General features: G+C 39.5%; 1 protein-coding gene and 1 pseudogene. Both read right to left on the reverse strand.

What is annotated here, in order from left to right:
* Positions 1 to 96, reverse strand: a pseudogene (locus AC1DRF_RS32095) (pyrroline-5-carboxylate reductase); the annotation flags it as partial.
* 3 nt (positions 97 to 99) lie between these two features.
* Positions 100 to 509 (reverse strand): PIG-L family deacetylase (locus AC1DRF_RS32100; RefSeq protein ID WP_477742842.1); only part of this gene is annotated, 410 nt, incomplete at its 5' end.

Here is a 509-nt window from a genome sequence, read left to right on the forward strand (position 1 = left end):
TGCCTCAATACTGTCAGCGCTGCTCGTAACCAAACCAGCCGCTACAGCTTCAGCCATTCGTCCTGCTCCAATAAATAAAATTCGCTGTTTTTTCATCTGTTACTCCCAGTTATATGTCCAGAATTCTTCTCTAGTTAATAAACGTTCCATTTGCGGATAGTCAGATAAGCGATCGAAGTCAATTGCGTTCATCATTCCTTCTGTTTGAGAACGATGGGCTTTTAACGCTTCAATTTTTTTATCTTTCATCGCTGTTACATCAAAAATAACATCTGGTTCTCCAATATGTTCAATACGATCTTTCGAAAACGCATGACACCAAACAACCGGACGCTTTTCTTTTGGCATACGTTTTACCGCTTGAATCGTAGCTGCACCCGTAGCATTATGATCAGGGTGTACCGCAAAGCCAGGGTAATGTGTTAAAATGTGAGTCGGCTTTACATCGTTAATGATTTCTTCAATTTTATCTGCAAAAACATCAATATCAAGAAATTCCAGCGTTTTAT

Source organism: Priestia sp. P5_B4 (assembly GCF_056400385.1).